We start from the raw sequence: 15,730 nt of genomic DNA, 5'->3' as shown, positions 1-15,730 counted from the left end.
GTACTATCTTAGAGTATTCTTAGAGTATTTGGAGCGCGTTTCCCAGTCAGGTCAATGGTGTGGACTGCACATGAGATGCAAGGATCATAGGACCTACCCATATGGTAGATGCTAACTGGATTGGTATAATCGACATCTCCGATTGTGTTGATTTTTGAACCAATGAGGGACTGTTCGAGCGGACCAGGGATGCCATTGCTGTCTCTTGGGGACATTAACCAGGTACCCGGAACTATACACTGATAGTTGGTAACCTTTCCATCGCTGCCAGCAGAAATCCAGTGACCAAGAGCTCCACGAGGTGCTTCCCATAGGCCCATTCCATGATTATTTTTAGCCGCATTAAGGTCTATAGGCACGGAAATCTTGCCGCTGGGATCGTAGTCAACTGTTACCCAGTTGAGAAGTTCATATGCGAGAATTGCTGTTTCCTGCATACGAGCCAGCATTCGGGTGTAAACATTAGCTGCAGAGTAGCCGTTTTCAGCAAAGGCCAGAGCCAAACCGGTTACGAGCGGCTCTTTTATATTTAGCATGCGTGCAAGAGGCCCGACTTCACCTGGAATTCCATCGTATCTCGGAGCCTTGTCCCAGCTGTACTGGCTATCCGAACCTCCCGCGAAGACGATTTTATCTGGATCCGTAAACGGAACGGTTTCACCTTTCACTGGCGCAAGGTCGTTGTCACTGTTCTGGTAGAAGGAGTGAGCAGTACTCTCCGTAACTTTGTCCGGATCAAATTTCAGATATTCGAGTTTTCCTGATACCACACCTGAGGTGAAAATACGGTCTCCTGCTGGACTCCTCGGGTCGTATCCGTCTTTGGGCTTGTAGTATCCACCATATGAAACGAAGCAGATCTTTGAAGGATCCTTGTACCCACCGATTGTATCATGTTTAAGGCTTGCTGGAAGGCCAAGAAGGTTTTCTCCTACCAGTTCTGAACCAAAAGCTGCATAGAATTCAACATCTCCCCAACCTGCGTCTTTGGAGAAGTCATTTGAAGCCACTGACTTGTCAATAAGTCCCTTGAGATGTTCGGCAACAAAGCTTACTGCTTTTTGAGGGGAGCTTGCCTTGTAGGTATTTTCGATCCAGGTATCAAAATCAACTTTCAGAGTGTGTTTGGATACGAAGTCCATGACCTGCAGATAGTAAGTGGAAATTTTGGTTATATCTGCGACATTAGCCGGGTAGGTATATCCACCTGGATAAAGGGATGAAGGCCCAGGCATTCTCCCGGCAATAAGTGCAATAGCCTCCTGAAGGCGTTTCTTTTCAGGAATTGCTGCAAGATAGGAACTTCCCACAGGTACAGGCGCGCCATCCATCTTGTAACTGATTGGGGCAAACCTTCCAACCATCTCATTCCAGACTGCGTTTCCAGTGTCTCCCAGTGTTGTAAGGACCTTTTTGTACGCCGGGTTTGCAAGGTCAGGGCCAAAGAGGATATATATATGAGTTGCATGGCTTGCAATCATGTTCAAGCCCTGGAAAATGTTCCTCATTACAAGGGCATCTTTTGGAACTTGATCAGCCACTCCATAAAGATCATCAAGAGCATTTGTAGCTGCCAACCCATGAGCAAGAGGACAGACGCCACAAATTCTCTGGGTAAGAAAAGCTGCGTCTCGAGGGTCCTGTTTTTGCAGAATGCGTTCAAAACCTCTGAATATAAGGGAAGATGACTGGGCATCGGTGATTATACCGTTAGCATCTACTTCAGTGGATATGCGTTGGTGGCCTTCAATTCTGGTTAAGGGATCAACTGTAACGTTTACCATTTTTCACTCACTCTCCTTTCATTCTCCTTACAGCATGCACGCCTGCAGCAACTGCAGCAGCACCGACAGCGACCTTGGCCACTGTGTCAATGTTTGCTCCGGCAAGCCCTAGATCTTCACGTTCAACATACAGGGGCCTTGAGGTGTCTGGGAAGCCTGGCTCGACACAGGCAATACAGGGGCCGCCGGCCTGGGTACACATGCTTATTCCACTGTTCCATTTACGAATTCCACAGTCTGCATGTGCATAAGGAGCCTTACATCCTAATTTCCACAGGCATTTTTCTCCACCAACCTGTTCGTCAAATTCTCCACGGTCATAATACCCGCGGCGTGGGCAGTTTTCGTGCACTGTGTGGTCTGGGGGGAAGAAAACCATGGGTCTGCCGTACTTGTCCAGAACGGCCGGAAGATCGTCAGGTACTTTGATCTTTCCAAGAATTACCGCACCGACGGTCAGAAGGACCCAATCAGGGTGAGCAGGGCAGCCAGGAATGTTGATTACAGGCTTATCGATGCCAAGTATCTGAAGCATGCCTCCGTTAGCATCTTCCTTTGCAAAAGCTACTCCTCTGTAGTCCGTGTCCTTAGCGACCTCGCTGTCAGCAGAGGTAATTCCTCCGTATGCAGCACAGGCACCGACTGCAACGATAGCTACTGCGTTCTTTGCGGCCTCTCCAAGGGTTTCCTTGAAAGTTTTGTTTCCAATAACCAGGTAGCGTCCTGAGCCGTCCGGACCGTTCGGAATTGAGCCTTCAACGACCAGGATATACTTACCTTCCTTGTAAAGTTCTTCAAGGAGAATCTCAGAGTTAAGCTCGGCGGTGTTTACAAGCTCACCATCGTTCCAGATTCCCTGCTGTGCACAAAGAGTCTCATGGAAAGCAAGATTGACATTGAGCTTTTGTAGTGCCTGTACAATGTCAGGATTGCCTGCATTTAAGACCGATTCGGAACAGCCGGTGCATTCTGAACCATGCAGCCAGACAAGCTTGGTTTCTGCAAATTCAAGCGCCTGTACAATGTCTGCCTTATAGGTTCCCATGAATGCAGCTGCACCCATTGCACTTACAGCTTTCATGAAAGTGCGTCGATCCATTTTTAAAAAGTCCACACTGTCCAGTGTACGGACAAGATTTTTTATTCCAGTACTCATCTCTACCACATCTTGATTTTACCCAAATTATACATCCGAAAGAAAATCTTGAATAATTATCCACCGTAATTATATAAATATATACATAAATTTACCACTAATGTTTTCAATGAGGGAATAGTATTTAAGGTTTTTTACACGATGCGATAAATATATTAATTGGCTGCGTCGAAAGTTTATAATTCAACGAGAAATATAATGAGCTTTCTAAATAAACAATATAACTCGATGTATAATATTGAGCTGCGTAGTACATATAAGTGGAATCTGTGCATTTAGAAGTAGAAAAGAGAATTAGAAAAATCAATTTAATTTTAAGAGTTAAAGGTTGCTGGTGAAGTAGTAATTCATATTTAGAAATCTGCTTGTATTATGACAAAACGCATAAAAATAAGATAAAATTCAGAAAGATTTTGAAAGAAAAAGAAAAATCACTTGTTTGTAGGGAGATTTTATAGAATGAACCTTCCCAACAGGGAATGATATTTCGTCATAGGAAGCCATGGTGTTCCTATTGATTCTGTTTGAAATCCCGAAGAGTCCGGGTTATTCTGTCCCTGCTAAAAGGTTGTGAGTTTTTAATCCCGCATATTCCCTATAAACTGTGATCAGCAGTGCTCTTGGAGGACATTTAAGGAAAACTTAAAACAAAAAAGAAGTGCTAAAAGAGCTCATTTTTTGCGTGAAGCTGTAGAAGAAATACTACTTAAACCCCAATTATTCATACATTTTAGAATTAAGAGAATTCAGACTCAGATAAAGCAATCTTAGAACCATTTTTTAAATACCTTTAAAGCAAGACCAAATTCGGGCAAAAAACACTTTTAAATTATGAAAGCGAAATGAGAAAACAAAAAGAATATAAAATAGAACCATAGAGTTTTAAAAAACAATTTTCGACAATATATTTGTTCAAAACGTAGAATTCGGTTCCTGTTTATGGATACCTCCATTTTTCTATTTGCGGCAAGTGGAGAAAGGAAAAACGAGCAATTAAAAGCAGCAGTAGAGAAATTAAGACAGGTAAGGGGATGAAGGTTGTTTAACCAGTTAAGGAAGTAAAACTGGAGAGATTTTTTGCCCGGTTGAGACCTGCAAATATATATACCTTAGAAATATATATCTCTTGTAAAATAATTCATGTAAATGCCTTATACAGAAATTTATTTCATGTAGCAGATAATTCTCATAAATTAATAGTTGTGAAAGAAAACAGTTCGAGGTAACATGTGTATAGCTATTCCTGGAAAAATAGTATCTGTCGTAAATGAAAACACTGCGACTGTCGATATGGGCGGAATTTGCAGAGACGTGAACATGGCTCTCCTGGGAGGTGCCAGTGAGTCTATGCTCGGAAAACATGTCCTTGTCCATGTGGGATATGCAATATCGGAAATATCCGAAGAAGAAAGTGAAGAAACAATGCACCTCCTCAAACAGATCGCAGGGCTTGAAGATATCGACACCTTCGAAAGCGAATCCCCCTGAAAGCGGATGATGAAAAAATGGAAAACGGGAATTCTCCTTCAAAGCCATCGATTCCTGAGTTTGAAAAAAAGCTCCTAGAAAGGATTAGAGGCTCGAAGATATCACTTCGCATAATGCATGTTTGCGGAACGCATGAGCGAACTATAGCAAAATATGGGTTAAGGAGTGTCCTTCCAAAAAGTATTGAGGTAATAAGCGGTCCCGGATGCCCTGTCTGTGTTACTCCTGAAGAGGATATAAATATTGCAATCGCCCTTGCAAAAAGTGGAGCGACTGTTGTCACCTTTGGAGATATGATGCGGGTTCCCGGTTCGGCCGAAAGTTTGCTGGACGCAAAGTCCGAAGGGGCAAATGTGAGGATGGTCTACAGCATTGACGATGCTATTGCCCTTGCAGAGAAAAAACCAGAGCTCGAAGTAGTCTTTTTCGGAATAGGCTTTGAGACCACGGTTCCTGCAAATGCGGCTGCCCTTTTAAGAAAGACACCCGAAAACTTCAGTCTGCTTGCCTCCCAGAAGCAAACTCCCCCTGCAATCGAACTCCTTGCGAGGGATGCAAACGTTGATGCCTTCATAGCTCCAGGGCATGTGGCAACCATAATAGGCACAAAACCTTTCGAACCACTCGCAGAAAAAGGCTTTCCTGTAGTTGTTAGCGGATTTGAGGCAGGGGACATTCTCCTCGGGATAAACCTCTTGCAGATGCAGGTAGAGGAAGGTAGCTCAAGAGTAGACAACGGCTACCCGAGAGCTGTAAAACCTGAAGGAAACCCGATTGCGCTAAAAATAATGGAGACAGTGTTCGAAACTTCGGATTCTGAGTGGCGAGGCATAGGTAGAATTGAGAATTCGGGGCTTGCGCTCAGGAAAGAATTTGAGGAAAAAGACGCAGCAAAAAAGCACGAAGACCTGTATGCTTCTGCCCTTGAGGATGTCCGAAAGAAAGTAGAAAGAAAAGATAAAAAGCGCTGTATCTGTGCAGCTATCCTTACAGGAAAAGCAAAGCCTTCTCAATGTCCGAACTTCGGGAAGGATTGTACTCCGAAAAGCCCTGCAGGCCCATGTATGGTCAGCCAGGAAGGCATGTGCTACAACTGGTTCAAATATTCCAGAGACGGAGGCGGTAAACTTGCATGAACTTTCGATAGCCTATGAGATTTTCGATCAGGTAGTAGCTACTGCTAAAGCCAATGGAGCCATTGAAGTTAAGAAAATAACTCTTCAAATGGGAAGGTTGAGTCATACAAATCCTGAACAACTGAGCTTTTGTTTCAGGACTATTGCAGAGGGAAGTATAGTCGAAAATGCGGATTTTATTGTAGAAATGGTAGCCCCTTCCCTTGAGTGCGAGTGCGGATATGAGGGACCTATAGAAAAAGAACAGATACTAGATAGCAGCTCACTTAGAAGTGAACTGCTTGCTTATGTGGCAGCTGTGGATTGCCCTATCTGTGGAAAACAGGCCAGCATTACAGGCGGCAGAGAACTGATAATCAAAAGCATCGAGATCGAAACCGAAGAAGATCGAACCGCAGATAGTAATAACAAATAATTCCTCAAGTGATGTTTATGTTGATGCATGTAATCCATATGGGACACGACGTTTACAAAGCAAACGACAAGATCGCTGAAAAAAATAGAAAGAAGCTTGACAAGCATCAGGTTTTTTCAGTAAATGTCATGGGAGCAATTGGCTCAGGAAAGACCACTCTTATTGAAGAGGCAATCAGGCACCTCAAAGAAAAGTATAAAATAGCTGTGATTGCAGGGGATGTAATCGCAGAAATGGATTCTTCCCGTTTCAGGAAACTCGATGTCCCTACTATCCCGGTAAATACCGGAAAAGAGTGCCACCTGGATGCAAAGCTGGTGGAAAAGGCCCTGGATGAAATCGATCTTAATAACACGGATCTCCTGCTAATTGAAAATGTAGGCAACCTGATCTGTCCAGTGGACTTCAAACTGGGGGAACACCTGAGAGTTGTAATCGTGAGCGTTACCGAGGGAGACGACATTATCCTTAAGCACCCTATGATTTTCAAGACTTCAGAACTTGCAGTCATAAATAAAGTTGACATTGCACATGCAGTTGATGTCGATGCCGAGAAAATGCGAGACGACATCCTTTCCTTAAACCCGAATGTGCCGGTTATCCTGACCTCGAAGCATGACTGGGAAAGCCTGGAAACCTGGATTAGCTTTATCGAACTTGGGGTTAAAGAGGCTCAGAAGAAACAAGAAAGGTAAAGAGGATTAAGACAGAATTCAGGTTAAAAAAGAGTTAAAGCAGATTAAGAAGATCCAGAGGGTTTGGAAGGCGGAAAAAAGGAGACTTATATGAAACCCAATACCATTTCTCTTGAGCACGGTGCTGGCGGAGAAGTCATGCAGTCGCTTATAGGAGAAATAATTCTTAAAAATTTTCGCAACAAAAGCGCAGGATCGATCGGGCTCGAATGTCTTGATGACGGATCCACGGTGAAGCTTGAAGGCTTTGATGCAGGATGCGAACTCGTACTGACCACTGACAGCCATGTGATAACACCTGCCTTTTTCCCGAATACCAATATAGGAAGGCTTGCGGTTGCAGGCACTATCAATGACCTTACGGTTATGGGTGCAAAACCGCTTGCCCTTACCTGTGCAGTCATAGTTCCCGAGGGTTTTTCACTCAGTGAGTTTGAGGAAATAATCAAAACAATGGATGAAACGGCTGCAGAGGTCGGCGTGCCCATAATAACAGGCGATACGAAAACCGTTGAGAAAGCCGCTCTTGACTCGATTATATTGAACACTGCAGGCCTGGGGATTACAGATAGCCCTGTCAGGGATTCAGGGCTTCAGCCGGGAGATAAAATCCTGGTAACAGGCACTATTGGAGATCACGGAATCTCTCTTATGGCCCACAGGGAAGGTTTTGACTTTGATACCGACCTTGTCTCGGATTCAGCCCCTCTCTGGAAACTAATAGAACCCCTCCTGAAACTCAGAACCCTCGACGGAGAACCCGTCATCACGGCAATGAAAGACCCGACACGCGGAGGGCTTGCAAACGCCCTGAACGAAATGGCAGCAAAATCCGGAGCAGGCATTCTTGTTGTAGAAGACTGGATTCCTTTCAAGCCAGCCGTTTTCACAGCCTGCGAGATGCTGGGCCTTGATCCCCTTGAGGTTGCAAACGAAGGAAAAGCAATCATCGGAGTCAAACCCGGTTTTGAAGAAGAGGTGCTTTCAATCTTAAGGCAGCATCCTTACGGCAGGGACGCAACTGTTATAGGAGAAGTTACTCCGGACAACAAAGGAGAAGTAATCCTGAGAAACCGTTTCGGCGGCATGCGTTATGTGGATGTGCCTGCCGGAGACCCGATTCCCAGGGTGTGCTGACCGAGTTGCGATTCGGTAGCCTGCTGGTCCTTCTCGATGCCTCGATAGGACTAATTTACGGATAAGTAAGGTTGCTTTTAGCTCATTCAAGCGGACTATTTTTTAATTTTTACTTTCATTTTTTCCTTTTTTGGCGATTATTATATTTTTAATAAGAGACACAATTAATTTATAGAAGCAGCTGAAATAGGAACATCGTACAGAAATAAATACTGATTCTCGAGTAAGGAGATCAGGCATGAAACAGGATCCCATTACAGAAGAAGAACTATGGCGTTCAGTTGCAGTATACTTCATTTCTTTTTTGATCGTTGGGACTCTGGATTATGAAGGATACATCTCAATAGGGGGTTTTGAAACTTTTGTCTGGGCCTTTGTTTTAACGGCAATACATTTTACACTCATGGTCAGATACAAAAAAAAGGAGCAGTTGACAGATAATTCAATCTCCTCAATAATAGACCCATTTGCTTCAGCCAAAAAAGCCTGAAAGGAGAAACAGTATATACCCGGAATCCGGACAAATTTTCATGTTATTTTGACAATGTTGGTCATTACATACCTTATTTATCGTTATGCGATCTAAGTAAGAATTGAGACAGATTCACTCTTGAAAAAATTCCAAAAGCAAGAGGCCTTAAAAAACTTTTTTCTGAGAAAAAAAATCAAACTCTTGTTCTGAAATGAGGTGCTTTATATCCAATCGCTCTATTTTCATATTTTTTCAAAAATATAAGGCAAGCATATGATTATTATCAAGGGCAGTTTTCATTCTGAAAAAACTTGAATGAAGCTTTTGAAGCTTATAAAAAGGAAAGTTTCATGTATAGCAGGAGTTAAAACCGAAAACGACGTAATCAATGCCTGGATAATAAAAAATAACATTTGAAAAAGTGGAGATGGATTAATGATAATGGATTTTAAAGGCAAAAGCCCGAAAATCTCAGAAACGGCTTTTGTTGCGGATTCTGCGGATGTTATAGGGGATGTTGAAATCGGGGATTTTTCAAGTGTATGGTTTAATGCCGTACTTCGGGGAGACAGGAACAAAATAAAAATCGGGAACCGGACAAGTATCCAGGATAATGTGGTAATTCATGCAGACCCTGAGAATGGAGTCCAGATAGGGAATGAGGTAAGTGTGGGACACGGAGCCGTACTTCACGGGTGCAGAATCGAAAGCAATGTGCTTATAGGAATGAATTCTACAGTATTGAACGGGGCTGAAATAGGAAAAAATTCCATAGTAGGTGCAAATGCGCTGATTCCCGAGGGGAAGAAATTTCCAGAAAACAGCCTGATTATAGGGATTCCAGGGAAGGTTAAGAGGGAAATCGAGAAATCCGAAATTGAAGCCATAATAGAAAATGCTGCAGAATATGTGGAATTTGTCAGGGAATACAGGCAAGAAACGAAAAACACACAAAAAACCTGAAGAGATTGATTCAGTAAAACGAATTCAGAAAATTCAACATGTCACTGAAATATTTACAGAGGTATACAGAATTTGCAGTAAGAAAGTCCTTATTTGCATGGGTACTACCTAAAGTTTGTTCCATTTAGAGTGGTAAATAAAAACATACTCTACGCTGTGCAAGGTCGAATTTTTATGGTTTGAACTGCACAACCGGCTTGAAAGGAATCCAAAAAGTAAATGGCTGGGAGTATACTCTATTTTCACTTTTTTGCTACCTGGATATTTGCAGTAATAGACCATAAAGAATAGTAAAAAGACAAAATACTGAGATCGAGAAGGTAAGTAAAGTTTCGGTATAATTATTTACATACGTCCCTATTTAACTGAAAGAAAAATCAGTTTTTCCTTTTTAATACTTTAACGTGTATATAAAATAACACAATAAGAGTAACACAATAAAAGTAACACAATAAAAGTAACACAAATTCGACAGGAGATGAAACAAAAATGAGAAATATAAATATCTTGTATTACGGAAGGGTAAAACAGGTAGATGTATATGAAAGCATGTTTGAGTACGTAAAAAGTTCTGGCATTACGGATTGTGAGAAAGATTACATCGAGGGCCAGCCGGAATATTTTGTAGAAGAATGGCAGGTAGCAATGGACAGCATTATATGTTATGGATATGACTCGATGAAGGATGCAGGAGAAATCGAGATTGACGGGCAAGATTATACCCGTATAGGCAAGGAAATAACCGAGTTAAGTTATGTGCCCACCGACGATCTGACAGAAACTCTGTATGTTATTTATCACTGCGACCATAAAATGCGAAAATGTAACTGCACCAGTGAAATCTTCCGGACAAAAGAAGAAGCAGAAAAGAGAGCAAACGAGCTTGGTGGAAAAAGCGATCTCTCCTGACCTTTCTTATTGCCGGAAGTTTTAAGATAAAATCCTGAACCAGAGTAGCCATATCTACCTGGCAGGGTGCCTGATCTGTAGTATCGGCGGCTTACCGTGCAGCTGGAACAATCCGGTATGACCCTATTTAGAAAAATTAACCGAAAAGCTTTTCAGGGTTTCGGTAAGGGTGGGAAAGTGCTGTGCATGCCAGAAGCCGATGCCGGAGATGATGTAGATAAGAATTAAAAATAAAACAGGAGTTTCTGGAAGTAGAACTATCAGATACAACTTTTCCTTAGATTTTACTTGTTAGCCTCCTCTATTTTGAGATAATGGCTATCCCGGCTTTTCGTTATTAGCTTATCCCGGCTTCTCGTAATTAGCTTATCCAAGTAGTCTTTTTTCATTCCTGTTTGTAAGAACTGTTTTTAGTGCGGGTACAGCGAAAGTACAAGTGCCTGTGAGATATGCCTGCGAAGTTTAACCTGTTCAGCTCCCGAAAAGGTGCGGAGGCTCTTTCAAACTTCTTTTTGCAGGGGGTAAAGCCTTAATATTAACCGCAACTCTGCAGGTTTGCAGGCAGGCTTAAAAAATTAGACGAAAAAATTATACGTTTCCTGAGACTGCATTCCGCAGGCAGGTTTCCCAGTCTTCAGGGTGGTCTATATTGTCGCACTGCCACTCAAATTCGCGCCTTGCAAGCCTGATAGTTGCGCGTGCTTTCTTGAGTGGAACCAGCTCTTTTCCGACATCGCCGACGCCACCGACCTCCAGGCAGCTTACGATATCAATCATAAACTTTTCCAGGCTTTCTGGCGGTATCGATTCGTTCCTTGCATGGATTTCGGTGCATTTTGCGAGATATTCTGCAAGTACTCTCATCAGTTTCGCGTCACGCATGATTCTAACTCCTTTTTACGATAAATGGGGCAATTTACCTCGTCACACTGGGCTTTAGATTTTTCACGATCGCAATTAGGACACTTGTAAAAAATGCAGATATATCTTCCCGAATTCAGCCCAGAATACCCTTCAATTCTGATTCTCCAGGGACAGTATCTCAAACAGCAATTAAAAATATGTATTTCCGAAGCTTAAAGTTTTCTAAATAATCGTATTTGAGAGAAACTACGAACATTCGGATGCCAGCCGGAAGTTTATATGGTCATACAGGATGTCTTTTCTGTTACTGCAGTTGCTAACTATATTCTTAAGCCTGGCGTTTTAATCGATTATCCCATTACAAATTTCTCCCTGTAATGTGTGATTGTCCGAGTTGCCCAAGATCTGACCTGTCTGAAGATTTGACTTGCCTGAGCATCTGATTCAATTGACTGCAGAAAAGCAAAAGTCAGGTGGGAAGTAATAGACAAATATATGGAAGCCTGCCCTGTGAAAAACACTGATATACATATGCGCAGAACAAAAACGGAAAACCTAAAAATATCATAAGACAACCCATGAATATAGTTAGAGTAGCACATAGATAGTTAAAATAGTGAGTCGGGATTTAAGTTCAGGAATATTGAGTTAAAATAATTAACAAAAATTCGGAAATTTATCCAGAGGTTTTAAAACAAGCTTTTGTTCTCCTGTATGCTTTCCTTAATCGTCTATAATTATTAAATTTAAGGAAAATTTATTCTATTATATTTATTTACGTGCAGGTGTTTAAATATATACTCAAGGTCGGACAAAATTTATATTTAATTTAAGAATAAAAAAGTATAGAAAATAACATAGCGATTAAATCTAAAGAGTTGACGCTGAGATTATCGTGTTAGATTTAGATTCAAGAATTTAAAATATTATGTGTGTAATGGGGGAAGACCGGTATTATAGGATGAAATCAAACTATCTGTAAATCTCGAAAAATTTTGGCGATTGAAGGGATTAGAATGTTGACTGAGGGTGAAATTTTTGCCAACGAAACTTATATCATAAATCTTTTTAAGGAAATAAAAAGACAGGGAGTTAGAGATTATATTAAGTATCTTGAAAATTCTGATTTCTTTAATGCACCAGCAAGCACGCGATATCACAGAGATTATCCTGGCGGACTTGCGGAACATTGCCTTAATTTATTAGAGCCCCTGAAATTATCTAACTCTCGCCTGAAGGAGAAAGAACAGCTTCCGGAAGATTCTCTAATAATAATTGCTTTATGTCATGATGTCTGTAAGGAGGGGCTGTATATTGGGGACTATGGGGGTTACCGGACGTTAGAAGGACATCCTGCAAAATAATAGGCATTCAATTCTTTCCATTGAAAGGATTAAGAAATACATAAAACTTACACGCATAGAGAGGGATATAATCCTGTATCATATGGGGCTTTTTTCATGCTATGAATATGGTATGGAGTATACCCCGGAAGATTTGATGAGAGCTATAAAAAGGCACCCCCTCGTACAGATTTTCGCGGCTATTGACATGGAAGAGACCCACTGGCAAAGGTAAAAGATATACATCCTAAAATGCATTCATCCATTTCAGGATAACTTTTTTTAAATATTGAACTTCCTTCAAGACACAACATATGTACGTCAACCCTCAGCCAAGAAGTTTTTAAACATTGATAAAATTCAGAGTTCTAGCCTGAAGAGTCCTCTTTTAGCAAAGATTTGCTTTGAATTCTTTTTATTATATTAGAGTAATAACGTATCAAGGGTGGGCAATTAAATTGGTTAAGGCGATGAGTATTAAATTTAGCATCAAAGTCCGGAAAATGAACTTACCAACTAAGGAGTAAAATAGCACCTGATACCAGCGAGGGACTCATGAGAAAACAAGATCAAACATGGGGGAGAAAAGTTATGCAAGCAAGTGTTACTGAGGTTCAGAGTATTTTAGGAAATGTGAAATATCCTGCAACCAAGAAGCAAGTCATCGACGAAGCCAGAAGGCGGAATATTAGTGGCGACACAATGCAAACTCTTGAGAACATTCCAAACCGCGAATACTCCAGTTCTGACGATGTTGTCGAGGAATTCGAAAGCTTTCAAAGCGCTGTAGAGGCTTTCCATACCAGGAAATATCCTGCATCGAAGCAAGAGCTTGTCAACGAAGCCAGGAATCTTCACATCCGCGACGTAATAATAAGGGCTCTTGAGGCTTGTCCGGACAAAGAATACTCCAGTCCCGCTGAGGTAATCAGCGAATGCAGTGCCAGGCTCCAGAGCAGGTAATTCCGTTTTAGAGTAAAACAGTATCAAAAGAAAAAAGACAAGAAGCGAAAAGATCAAAAATAAAAAGATCAGAAACAAAAAGAAAAAAACTGCGATTTCGGCTTGGATCAGCTCATATCCTGATTTTTGAGGGGTAAATTTTCCCTCGAATTTTCCCTTAAACAGTATATAAACAAACAGTACAACAAACAGCACGTAAAATTAGAAAAAGAATAGGATCCCTGAATTTAGAACTCAAATATTGTCAGAGTCGATTTGGACTTTATTTAAGAAATATTAATTCCTTGTGCTGGTCAGGTAACTGGTTCCTCGTCCTGGTCAGGTAATTGATTCTTCACCTTTGTCAAGTTTACGAAGAATAGAATCTCTGAGATTTGAAGCATCTGTGTCTTTAGCGTTAATTCTTAAGGCATTTTCTACTGCAGAGAGTGCTTGCTTATATCTTCCGAGTTCAAAGAGAATAGACCCCTTGTTGAACCAGGCTTCAAATTTATTCGGATTCTTTTGCAACACCTTATCAAATGCTTTTAATGCTTTTTCAGGCCTATCGAGCATATAAAGAGTAGAACCTTTAAAGCTCCAGACATTTTCATTTTTAGGGTTAATTTCCAGGGACTTATCAAAAGCTTCCAGTGCTTCTTCATACCTACCAAGCATATAAAGGGCAGAGCCCCGGTATCTCCAGATCTCCGCATCTTGCGGATTAATTTCAAGACCTTTATCAAGTTCTTCCAGCGCTCTCGCATACCTATCAGGATCATAAACCGGTCTACTTTTACGCTCCCGATTGTCTGACACATTTGGATAAATATGTGGAAGATTATTCAACTCTTTGATTAACCTCTCATCTTCAAGTACAGAAATCATATTTTTATATTCCTGAATCTCCAGGTCATCCGGATAGACTGCCAGGATCTCGTTAAGTGAATCCAGTCCCTCTTTATATCTTCCGAGCTTGAACAGGGCAAGCGCCTTAAACTTCAACGCATATTTATAATTTATACTATCATGTTTTGTCCACAAGGACAAATTTCCATCAGTTTCTTCCGGTATAGTTTCCAGAGCACGGTCAAAAGCTTCTATTGCACCGTTATATTTGCCGGTTTTATAGAGGACTGTGCCTTTGATAAGCAGCGCTTCGGTAAAGTTTCGATTTTCATCGATTTCTTTGTTAAGAAAAGACAATATTTTATTAATGGTAAAGCTGCTCTCATCTTCTAATGAGAATTCCTCATCCTGCATCAAAGACCCGATGATCTCAATAACCTCCAGATCAGTTTGTCTTTCCTCACTTATCCATGATCCGGGAAATTCCTCTTCATACCAGGGGTTTTTCTCGGACTGCATGAGTTCACGATCTTTATCTTTCTCAGCCATAACACCAGGACCTGACCATTTAGATATCGGAGATCATTTGCTTAAAAACATTTACTTAATCGCGCATCGAAATGAATTCTGGCCTAAACCTGCATTGATTCTCTTAAACCTGCATTGATTTTCTTTAACCCGCGTTAATTCCTAAAACCCAATATCTCCCAAGATTATATATTTGCAATGCAATACTAAAATATACTTTTTGAAAAAAGATATTGAAAGAAGTACATTTTCTTGATCAAAGGAGAAAATCAGCCAGTTAGCGAATTACAGTATTTTTCTTTATGCCCAGGCAATAGCCCCACTGATCATAAAAAGTAATAGAGAAGCCCGGAGACGCTGCATCCGTTTACTGTATCCCCCAATACAGTCTCTTCGAATTATGCTCCCCCAAGCATATTGATCCGAAGAAGGATCAGAGACCTCCAGGCAATTCTTTTATTGATAGATGATACCCCTTATTTCCTGTTCCCCAACTCCGGAATATACTAATGACATAAATTATTTTAAATTAATTATATCAAAAATTGTCTTTAAGCAAAAAAGAGTTTGACGTAAAAAATTTTAAGCCCATTACATCTCTTTTTATCCGGACTTCGTATTACTGAAAGCTGTTGAGCTTGTATAAGAGAATTTATGCGAGCATATAAATAATATCTTAATTGTCAATTTAATGTTTCAGTACTGAGCATAAGCAAAAAAGCTGAATATTGATAGTCATAATAAAAGAGAGCGAGCTGTAAAAACGGGCGGAATGTATAATCTGTGACAGCTCCCACGAATAAATTCGTAGGCATCTATGGTATTTCAACCAATGCTATACTGCCCTGGAGCAACTATTTATCCGTGTCTCGCCTGTACCGTTCCAAGTTTTACCTGTAGAACTTCTCTACAAAACCCTATACTTAGAGTTCAATAGCAAAGTCAAGCGACTTCTGTAGCATTCGCAGCTTCCAGAACAAAACTTGACAATAGAGTATAGGTTGAAAAGTAGAAAAACGTTAGCAAATAACGAAAGTTGATACAGATGA

At 41.0% G+C, this 15,730-nt stretch carries 16 protein-coding genes; 12 read left to right on the top strand and 4 right to left on the bottom strand.

Annotation, left to right across the window (positions count from 1 at the left end; genetic code table 11):
• Window positions 1-8 precede the first annotated feature (8 nt).
• Window positions 9-1,784, bottom strand: a complete 1,776-nt coding sequence (locus tag ACPK8D_RS12860; RefSeq protein WP_424718259.1) for a nickel-dependent hydrogenase large subunit — start codon at window positions 1,782-1,784, stop codon at window positions 9-11.
• A gap of 7 nt (window positions 1,785-1,791) precedes the next feature.
• Entirely contained in the window at window positions 1,792-2,940 is a 1,149-nt protein-coding gene (locus ACPK8D_RS12855) for a hydrogenase small subunit (protein WP_424718258.1), read from the bottom strand.
• Between the two features lie 1,227 nt (window positions 2,941-4,167).
• Here ACPK8D_RS12855 and ACPK8D_RS12850 point away from each other — a divergent pair.
• The 9 genes from ACPK8D_RS12850 (at window position 4,168) to ACPK8D_RS12810 (ending at window position 10,383) form a co-directional block, all read left to right on the top strand.
• Window positions 4,168-4,428, top strand: a complete 261-nt coding sequence (locus ACPK8D_RS12850) for a HypC/HybG/HupF family hydrogenase formation chaperone (RefSeq protein ID WP_424718257.1) — start codon at window positions 4,168-4,170, stop codon at window positions 4,426-4,428.
• 17 nt (window positions 4,429-4,445) lie between these two features.
• Window positions 4,446-5,564, top strand: a complete 1,119-nt coding sequence (gene hypD / locus ACPK8D_RS12845; protein ID WP_424718256.1) for a hydrogenase formation protein HypD — start codon at window positions 4,446-4,448, stop codon at window positions 5,562-5,564.
• Window positions 5,557-5,979 carry a hydrogenase maturation nickel metallochaperone HypA gene (gene hypA, locus ACPK8D_RS12840; RefSeq protein ID WP_424718255.1) on the top strand — a complete coding sequence of 141 codons (423 nt, stop codon included), beginning with the start codon at window positions 5,557-5,559 and terminating at the stop codon, window positions 5,977-5,979. Before hypD ends, hypA begins: the two co-directional genes overlap by 8 nt.
• A 17-nt stretch (window positions 5,980-5,996) precedes the next feature.
• Window positions 5,997-6,674, top strand: a complete 678-nt coding sequence (gene hypB / locus ACPK8D_RS12835) for a hydrogenase nickel incorporation protein HypB (RefSeq protein ID WP_424718315.1) — start codon at window positions 5,997-5,999, stop codon at window positions 6,672-6,674.
• 90 nt (window positions 6,675-6,764) lie between these two features.
• Window positions 6,765-7,811, top strand: a complete 1,047-nt coding sequence (gene hypE, locus ACPK8D_RS12830) for a hydrogenase expression/formation protein HypE (RefSeq protein WP_424718254.1) — start codon at window positions 6,765-6,767, stop codon at window positions 7,809-7,811.
• Window positions 7,812-8,049: 238 nt separating this feature from the next.
• The gene (locus ACPK8D_RS12825) at window positions 8,050-8,301 is read left to right on the top strand and encodes a hypothetical protein (RefSeq protein ID WP_424718253.1); all 252 of its coding nucleotides are present in this window, start codon (window positions 8,050-8,052) and stop codon (window positions 8,299-8,301) included.
• Between the two features lie 417 nt (window positions 8,302-8,718).
• On the top strand, window positions 8,719-9,246 hold the full coding sequence (locus tag ACPK8D_RS12820) for a gamma carbonic anhydrase family protein (RefSeq protein WP_424718252.1): 528 nt from the start codon (window positions 8,719-8,721) through the stop codon (window positions 9,244-9,246).
• Between the two features lie 489 nt (window positions 9,247-9,735).
• Entirely contained in the window at window positions 9,736-10,155 is a 420-nt protein-coding gene (locus ACPK8D_RS12815) for a hypothetical protein (RefSeq protein WP_424718251.1), read from the top strand.
• 96 nt (window positions 10,156-10,251) lie between these two features.
• Window positions 10,252-10,383, top strand: coding sequence for a hypothetical protein (locus ACPK8D_RS12810; protein WP_424718250.1), 132 nt, complete (start codon window positions 10,252-10,254; stop codon window positions 10,381-10,383).
• Window positions 10,384-10,743: 360 nt separating this feature from the next.
• On the opposite strand, the gene ACPK8D_RS12805 is transcribed toward ACPK8D_RS12810, so the two are convergent.
• The gene (locus ACPK8D_RS12805) at window positions 10,744-11,037 is read right to left on the bottom strand and encodes a hypothetical protein (RefSeq protein ID WP_424718249.1); all 294 of its coding nucleotides are present in this window, start codon (window positions 11,035-11,037) and stop codon (window positions 10,744-10,746) included.
• 1,001 nt (window positions 11,038-12,038) lie between these two features.
• Between ACPK8D_RS12805 and ACPK8D_RS12800 the strand changes: the two genes are divergently transcribed.
• From ACPK8D_RS12800 to ACPK8D_RS12790, 3 genes are all read left to right on the top strand, one after another.
• The gene (locus ACPK8D_RS12800) at window positions 12,039-12,383 is read left to right on the top strand and encodes a hypothetical protein (RefSeq protein ID WP_424718248.1); all 345 of its coding nucleotides are present in this window, start codon (window positions 12,039-12,041) and stop codon (window positions 12,381-12,383) included.
• Window positions 12,384-12,465: 82 nt separating this feature from the next.
• Window positions 12,466-12,597, top strand: a complete 132-nt coding sequence (locus tag ACPK8D_RS12795) for a hypothetical protein (protein ID WP_424718247.1) — start codon at window positions 12,466-12,468, stop codon at window positions 12,595-12,597.
• Window positions 12,598-12,953: 356 nt separating this feature from the next.
• On the top strand, window positions 12,954-13,325 hold the full coding sequence (locus tag ACPK8D_RS12790) for a DUF2795 domain-containing protein (RefSeq protein ID WP_424718246.1): 372 nt from the start codon (window positions 12,954-12,956) through the stop codon (window positions 13,323-13,325).
• 318 nt (window positions 13,326-13,643) lie between these two features.
• On the opposite strand, the gene ACPK8D_RS12785 is transcribed toward ACPK8D_RS12790, so the two are convergent.
• On the bottom strand, window positions 13,644-14,702 hold the full coding sequence (locus tag ACPK8D_RS12785) for a tetratricopeptide repeat protein (protein ID WP_424718245.1): 1,059 nt from the start codon (window positions 14,700-14,702) through the stop codon (window positions 13,644-13,646).
• Between the last annotated feature and the right edge of the window lie 1,028 nt (window positions 14,703-15,730).

Origin of the sequence: Methanosarcina sp., assembly GCF_049706645.1 — an archaeon.
In the GTDB taxonomy this organism is placed as follows: domain Archaea; phylum Halobacteriota; class Methanosarcinia; order Methanosarcinales; family Methanosarcinaceae; genus Methanosarcina.
The sequence above is the reverse complement of the archived record's forward strand: the minus strand, read 5'-3'. Positions and strand labels throughout refer to the sequence as shown.